Raw genomic sequence first — 7663 nt, forward strand, 5'->3', positions numbered from 1 at the left:
CAGACACTCAACCTGTAATTACAACAGACACTCAACCTGTAATTACAACAGACACTCAACCTGTAATTACAACAGACACTCAACCTGTAATTACAACAGACACTCAACCTGTAATTACAACAGACACCCCAGTTCAGACTGAGTAAACCACAAACTTTGGGAAATGAAGGTAAAAATAAGGGTTTCAGGTGTATTTACGTTTCGTAATATAGTTTGGTTTATTCTTGCCGACTTACTTACCTCTACATTCGCCAAAGCAAAAAGTGATATTCCCTACGACCAGATAGCATCTGCAAACGCTAGATTAAATCAAAGACAGGACTTACACAGGGTTCACGGGATATCCTTATATAGTTTCATCATATTCTGTGTGTAAGTTCCCAGGAACTAACTTGTTGCTAAAGAGAACATAAATTTATGACTTTTGATTACGACCTGTTTGTAATTGGTGCGGGTTCTGGAGGTTTGGCTGCTTCCAAACGGGCGGCTAGCTATGGGGCAAAAGTGGCGATCGCTGAATATGATTTAGTTGGTGGCACTTGTGTAATTCGCGGTTGCATTCCCAAAAAACTCATGGTCTATGGGTCTCACTTTCCTGCACTGTTCAGTGAAGCTTCAGGTTATGGCTGGAAAGTGGGTAATGTGGAGTTTGACTGGGAATATTTCATCACATCTATAGATAAGGAAGTTCGGCGACTATCGCAACTACATATAAGCTTTTTAGAAAAAGCGGGTGTGGAACTAATTCCTAGTCGCGCCACATTATTAGACCCCCACACCATAGAAATTGATGGACGCAAAGTTACAGCAGACAAAATTTTAATTGCTGTTGGTGGGCGTCCCGTCAAGCCAGATTTACCAGGGATGGAATATGGCATTACCTCCAACGAAATCTTTCATCTCAAAGAACAACCAAAACACATCGTGATTATTGGCGCTGGTTATATCGGCACGGAATTTGCTTGTATTATGCGCGGTTTGGGTTCTGAGGTGACACAAATTACCAGAGGTGAAAAGATTTTAAATGGGTTTGATGGAGATGTCCGCACAGAAATTGAAGAGGGCATGACGAACCACGGAATTCGGGTGATTAAGAATAATGTGGTAAAAACAGTTGAACGTGTGCCAGAAGGGTTGAAACTGACTTTATCAGGGGATGACCAAGAACCAGTAATTGGTGATGTGTTTTTAGTGGCGACTGGTCGAACTCCCAATGTAGATGGACTGGGTTTAGAAAAGGCTGGGGTTGAGACGGTCGCTACTTCTCTGGAAGGGCCTGGATACCCCACCACAAGTGCCATTGCAGTCAATGAATTTAGTCAAACTAGTCAACCGAATATTTTTGCTGTTGGTGATGTCACTGACCGAATCAATTTAACTCCCGTGGCCATTGGCGAAGGTCGCGCCTTTGCTGATAGTGAATTCGGGAATAACCGCCGCGAATTCAGTCACAAAACTGTTCCCACAGCCATATTTTCTAATCCAGAAGCCGCAACAGTGGGCTGGACAGAACTAGAAGCACGAGAAAAACTTGGTGATGCCGTCAAAATTTTTCGCACTCGGTTTCGCCCCATGTACCATAGTTTAACTGGTAAGCAAGAGAAGACAATGATGAAGTTGGTAGTTGATAGCAACACCGACAAAGTGCTAGGCGCTCACATGGTAGGTGAAAATGCAGCCGAGATCATCCAAGGTGTAGCGATCGCACTCAAAATGGGCGCAACTAAAAAAGACTTTGACGCTACGGTCGGTATACATCCCTCAGCCGCAGAGGAATTTGTCACAATGCGGTAATATAGCGGTTCCCATTCCGATGTGGTACAACATTATATCACAAGATGTAGGGCAGGGGCACGGCACATTGGTGTCAACTTAACGTCAAACCCTTGCAATGGCGTTATACCAAACCTACTCAATTACTAATTATACCCTCGCAACCCCACCCCGCTTTTGTCTAGTGACAAAATCTCCCCTCCCCGTTCACGGGGAGGGGATTAAGGGGAGCCAGTGCGGTCTTGGGGAGACCCCAAGACCGCACTGGCGTCTGGGGTAAAATCACTGTGGGATAAGCGTTTGAACTTAAGTTGACACCAATAGTGTTGAATGTAACTTAAGAAAAACTTATAACTTACATAAGCAAAATTTATTAATATATAACTGAGAAAGTATTGCTTATTTGTAACGAACTTGTTATGTTTCTTTACATCTAGATACAAAAGCAACATCACTGCGTTAAGCCACGGTTGATTAAGGCTTTCTAAATAACTTTGCAGTTCAGGCTGCAACAAGCTTTGCCGAGCATCCAAACTCGAATCGCGATGCTTTTGGTAAAGTGATGTTTATGACTCGCTATCCGTGAGGCAAAAACTGTTGAGTGCCTTTTTCAACACATAAACGCTTTTTTATTGCGTCTTTGCACATTTGATTTTTCCCATTCGATAGAACTGTAATTTTGTTTTTGGAATTTCTGCTATGTCTTTTACCATCCAGTCGGCTCAAAGTATTTTTCCCGGTACCCTAATTGCTGACACTGTTCCAACCGTTGTCGAATCATTCTCTAAACTCAATGCTGAAGATCAACTAGCATTACTCTGGTTTGCCTATACCGAGATGGGTAGAAGTATTACAGTTGCTGCTCCTGGCGCAGCCAACATGGTACTGGCGCAAGGCTTACTCGAACAAATTAAGCAGATGCCTTTTGAGGCCCAAACACAAGTCATGTACGATTTGGCTAACCGTGCTGACACTCCCCTCTGTCGTTCTTATGCATCCTTCACCGTAAACATCAAGTTGGGCTTCTGGTATCAGTTAGGAGAATGGATGGCTCAGGGAATCGTTGCTCCTATCCCAGAAGGTTACAAGCTTTCTCCTAAAGCTGCTGATGTACTGCAAGCCATCCGCAATGCTGATTCCGGTCAACAAATCACAATCCTACGCAATACGGTAATTAGCATGGGATTTGACCCGAACGCTCCCGGTAGTTACAAAAAAGTCTCAGAGCCTGTGTCTCCTCCCACTGCACCAGCATTTCGGACTAAAGTCACCATCGAGGGCGTAAACAATCCTACGGTGCTGGGCTATATCAACAACATGAATGCCAATGACTTTGATGCTGCGGTTTCTCTGTTTCGTTCTGAAGGCGCCTTGCAACCTCCCTTTGAAAGACCGATTGTTGGTCAGGATGCAATCCGCGCTTATATGCGTGAAGAATGCCAGGGATTGAAGATGATCCCAGAGCGCGGCGTATCTGAGCCTGTGGAAGATGGCTATACCCAAGTTAAAGTTACAGGTAAAGTCCAAACGCCTTGGTTCGGTGCCAGTGTGGGAATGAATATTGCATGGCGGTTTTTGCTAGACCCCCAAGGCAAAATTTTCTTTGTAGCGATTGACTTGCTTGCTTCTCCAAAAGAACTGCTCAACCTAGTACGTAAATAGAGCGCTAGATTAGTCGCAGCTTAAGCGTGGATGAGTAAAGGAGCGATGCCCAATAGCCCGTCTTAGACCTGACAATTCAGGTCATCTGGAAAATCTCTCTTCTATTTCTCCCTTCTTTTAAGGAGAGAGACTTTGATTTTCTCCCTTAGAGCATCGGGAAGGGGGTTAGGGGGTTAGGTTTTTGGTGGACTTTTCCACATAACCTCAATTGTCAAGTCGTAGACATCGCCACCTCGCCACGCTTAAGCAAAAGAAACTTACAACGCAATACCCTTGGGTTAAGCATTTCTTTCTTCTCTTTGCGTCCTTCTCTGACGAGACGCTGCGCGAATGCGGTTCGTAAAAAAAATTGACTTTGGCAAAGAGTTTTAGCCTTAACCCAAGCGTATTGACTTATAACGCAATACAGTTCAGTTAAGGCTAAAAACTAAATCTGGTGTAGGTTGGGTTGAGGAACGAAACCCAACATTATCGAGACTTTGTTGGGTAACGCTTACGCTCAACCCAACCTACTATTCTCTTAACCCAAGCGTATTGACTTATAACGGCTTTTTTAGCGATCGCAGATCAATTTTAATTGGTGTGAATAGTTGCATTTTTAATATCAGCAACCAATTCATCAATCCTTGATTGAGTAGTATTCCAAGAACACATAAAACGTACTCCTCCCACACCAATAAATGTATAAAACTGCCAGTTATTCGCTTTTAACCTGTGAGTGACTTGTTCAGGTAACTTCACAAACACAGCATTAGCTTCTCTAGGAAACATCAAGTCAACGCCTTCTATATTTAATAGTTGATTTTCTAAATATTCAGCACATTGATTGGCATATCTAGCATTTTTTAGCCAAGCACCAGTTTCCAATAGACCCAACCACGGAGCAGAAATAAATCGCATTTTTGAGGCTAGCTGACCTGCTTGCTTGCATCGGTAATCAAAATCCTCTGCTAGCGCTTTGTTGAAGAAAAGAATGGCTTCACCTAATGCCATTCCATTCTTTGTACCACAAAAACACAACACATCCACTCCAGCTTTCCAAGTGATTTCAGCAGGGCTTTTATTCATAGCGGCAACTGCATTTGCAAAGCGAGCGCCATCCATATGAATTTTTAGATTATACTTTTTCGCCACTTCTTTAATACTTAAAAGTTCTTCAATAGAATATAAAGTCCCTAATTCAGTTGATTGTGTAATGCTAATAACTTTAGGCTTAGGGTAATGAATATCAGTACGCTTAGTTACAATCGCCTCTAGAGGATGTTTGAAAAGTCTAATTTATTACTCGCCGGGCGACTAGAAGTCGCGGCTATAAAAACAAAACCTCCACTTCGACATGGTTCGACTGCGGTTCCATCTCTACGAGAGGCTACGCCAACGAGCGGAGTCGAGATGCTCACCAGCCGCTCAGTGACCACCTACGCAGGTTAAAAACCTTGATTTCGTATTAGTCCACGCAGGTGGACTTAGTTTGTGTAGTAGCGAATTATATTCGCCCAATACTTTTCAAACAACCTCTTAGTGGCAGTAAATTACAATGGTGTCTACGTCAGCCTTGGGTTAAAGAGATTTTGGAAGGGTGAACATCGCAAATAACTAAATATTATGGTAAAAAAATAAAGTTTGCTAATCCGAATGGTAATCATATACTTATGATGTACGATACAATGCCCTAGCAATAATTATGACATGACTATTGGGTATACCACCCAAGGCACTGGCTCACCAATGACCAATGACTAATAACTAATGACTGAACCATTAATTGAACTCAAAGGTGTTTCTAAGTCCTTTGGTAGCCATAAAGTTCTAGATAATGTAGATTTGACCATTTATCGGGGAGAAGCACTGGGGATTATTGGGCCATCAGGGACTGGGAAATCAACGATTTTGCGGATAATGGCAGGGTTACTTACTCCCGACGAAGGAGAAATTTATGTGCAAGGAGTGCGGCGAAACGGTTTGATTGAGGATGGTGGCCAGCAGGTTGGTATTGGTATGGTGTTTCAGCAGGCGGCACTATTTGATTCGCTGACAGTGGAAGAGAATGTGGGATTTTTACTTTATCAAAATTCAAAGCTGCCGCGATCGCGCATTCGAGATTTAGTAAAAGAAAAATTGGAGATGGTAGGGTTACCAGAAATAAGCAATCTCTACCCCGCCGAACTTTCCGGGGGAATGCGAAAACGGGTAAGCTTTGCCCGTGCGATTATGTCTAACCCCGATAGTCCCTCAGAAGGGCCAGAAGTTCTACTATACGATGAACCAACAGCTGGACTTGATCCCATTGCCTCAACAGTAATCGAAGATTTAATCCGCTATTTGCAATGTTTACATGGAGTTTGTAGCACCTACGCCGTTGTTACCCACCAAGACAGCACTATCCGCCGTACATCTGATAGGCTTATATTTCTCTATGAAGGTAAAGTGCAGTGGCAGGGTACAGTTAGTGAGATATACAACACAGAAAATCCGTTAATCAGACAATTTATCAGTGGAAGTGTCCAAGGGCCGATTCAAGTCGTCGGCTAGAAACTTAAAAGTGAGAAGTTAAGAATGAGAAGTTAGGAGTGAGAAGTTAGGAGTTCAATTCAACTCCTAACTCTTAATTGGTTGTTGGTGGAGGCAAAAAAATGCGAGGTCTTATGACAAGCCGCTTCGCGTCTGGGCGAACATTTAGAGAAGGCTCTGTGGGGTTACTACTCCTGCTAGGACTAGGGGTATTTGGATTACTCTTTTTGTGGTTAAATCGATTCACTGCTGCTGGTCGTTCATACAAATTTATTGTCGAATTTGCTAACGCTGGCGGAATGCAAAAGGGAACAGCAGTTCGCTATCGTGGGGTTAAGGTAGGAACTATTTCCCAGGTTCGACCAGGGCCAAATGCTATTGATGTCGAGATTGAAATTGCCCAAACTGACCTAATTATCCCCCGGAATCTAGTGGTGGAAGCTAATCAGAGCGGGTTAATTAGCGAAAGTATTATCGACATCACACCAAAAACAACCTTACCAACTGGGGTTGTGCTTGCTAAACCCCTAGATCAAAATTGCGATCGCAGTCTCATCGTCTGTAATGGCTCTACGTTAAAAGGTCAGGTTGGGATCAGTGTTGATCAACTAATTCGCAGTTCCACGGAGCTAGCGACTGTATACAATGACCCAAAATTTTATAGAAATGTCAATAGGGTTCTAGAAACTACCACAGGTGCAGCATCCAGTTTTACTGAGCTAAGTCAGGATTTACAAGGTTTGACCAAAAGCTTGCGACAACAACTAAATACATTTTCAGCCACTGCTAATTCAGTGCAACGGGCGACAAACCAACTTAATACATCTGCAACTCAAACAGTAGACAAATTCGGTGCAACTGCAACTCAAGCAAATCGGCTGCTGAACAATCTGGATAATTTGTTGACAACAAATCGTTCTGCGCTGGTTGGTGCTTTGAACAACATTACCGAAACCAGCAACCAACTGCGTGTTACAGTCACTAGCCTATCACCATCGGTCAATCGATTGACTAAAGGAGAATTACTCAACAACTTAGAAACTCTTTCAGCAAATGCAGCACAAGCCTCAGCTAATTTACGCGATGCTTCTAAAACTTTAAACGATCCAAAGAATGTGGTGGTGCTGCAACAAACTTTAGATTCAGCACGAGTAACCTTTGAAAATACCCAAAAAATTACATCTGATTTGGATGAATTGACAGGTGATCCTAATTTCCGCCAAAATTTACGGCAATTGGTCAATGGTCTAAGTGGTTTAGTATCTTCTACACAACAGATGCAGCAACAAGTGCAGGTTGCGACTACTCTAGACTCGGTAAAAGCTGCTATGAGGAAACCAAATAATCTAATTCCTACCCCAGCACCAACCCAACAGGCGATGTTTAATGACAAGTCCTTACCCGTTTATGTCATTAATCCCTCACCTGTTAATTTTGGCAGTATCGACACCAAACTTGAACCAACCCCCAATCCGTCTATCCCTAACTCATCCCAAGAAGACCTCTTGAAACAGCTGCGGAAGTATGGTAAGGAACGGGAGCAATTGGAGACGGGGAAAGAGGTAATAGAGCTTGAGAATTAAGGGAGTGGGGGGAGATGGGGGAGATGGGGGAGATGGGGGAGATGGGGGAGATGGGGGAGCCAATTACTATTTATTCCTCCTCATCCCCGTTATCACAAGGATTAGCTGACTTAGTGTGGCTGACGCTAACATAC

The 7663-nt window shown here is 43.3% G+C and carries 4 protein-coding genes and 1 pseudogene; 4 read left to right on the plus strand and 1 reads right to left on the minus strand.

Going from position 1 to position 7663, the window contains the following annotated elements:
* Positions 1-417 precede the first annotated feature (417 nt).
* Positions 418-1794, plus strand: a complete 1377-nt coding sequence (gene gor / locus LC605_RS29735; protein ID WP_229551026.1) for a glutathione-disulfide reductase — start codon at positions 418-420, stop codon at positions 1792-1794.
* A 678-nt stretch (positions 1795-2472) separates the two neighbouring features.
* Positions 2473-3435: an orange carotenoid-binding protein gene (locus LC605_RS29740; protein ID WP_229551027.1), complete on the plus strand. Its 963-nt coding sequence runs from the start codon at positions 2473-2475 to the stop codon at positions 3433-3435.
* A gap of 573 nt (positions 3436-4008) precedes the next feature.
* On the opposite strand, the pseudogene LC605_RS29745 reads toward LC605_RS29740, so the two are convergent.
* A pseudogene (locus tag LC605_RS29745) lies at positions 4009-4692 on the minus strand (beta-eliminating lyase-related protein); the annotation flags it as partial.
* Between the two features lie 492 nt (positions 4693-5184).
* On the opposite strand from LC605_RS29745, the gene LC605_RS29750 reads away from it, so the two are divergent.
* Together LC605_RS29750 and LC605_RS29755 are read left to right on the plus strand one after the other, a co-directional pair.
* Positions 5185-5967 (plus strand): ABC transporter ATP-binding protein, encoded by a 783-nt coding sequence (locus tag LC605_RS29750; RefSeq protein ID WP_229551028.1) that lies wholly within the window; start codon positions 5185-5187, stop codon positions 5965-5967.
* A gap of 101 nt (positions 5968-6068) precedes the next feature.
* Positions 6069-7529 (plus strand): MlaD family protein, encoded by a 1461-nt coding sequence (locus LC605_RS29755; protein WP_229551029.1) that lies wholly within the window; start codon positions 6069-6071, stop codon positions 7527-7529.
* Positions 7530-7663 lie beyond the last annotated feature (134 nt).

The sequence above is a fragment of the Nostoc sp. CHAB 5836 genome (assembly GCF_020829445.1).
Classification (GTDB): Bacteria; Cyanobacteriota; Cyanobacteriia; order Cyanobacteriales; family Nostocaceae; genus Nostoc.

Coding starts and splice junctions, on each gene's coding strand:
- LC605_RS29740 (WP_229551027.1), top strand. CDS start 2,473: ATGTCTTTTACCATCCAGTCGGCTCAAAGTATTTTTCCCGGTACCCTA.
- LC605_RS29750 (WP_229551028.1), top strand. CDS start 5,185: ATGACTGAACCATTAATTGAACTCAAAGGTGTTTCTAAGTCCTTTGGT.
- LC605_RS29755 (WP_229551029.1), top strand. CDS start 6,069: ATGCGAGGTCTTATGACAAGCCGCTTCGCGTCTGGGCGAACATTTAGA.
- gor (WP_229551026.1), top strand. CDS start 418: ATGACTTTTGATTACGACCTGTTTGTAATTGGTGCGGGTTCTGGAGGT.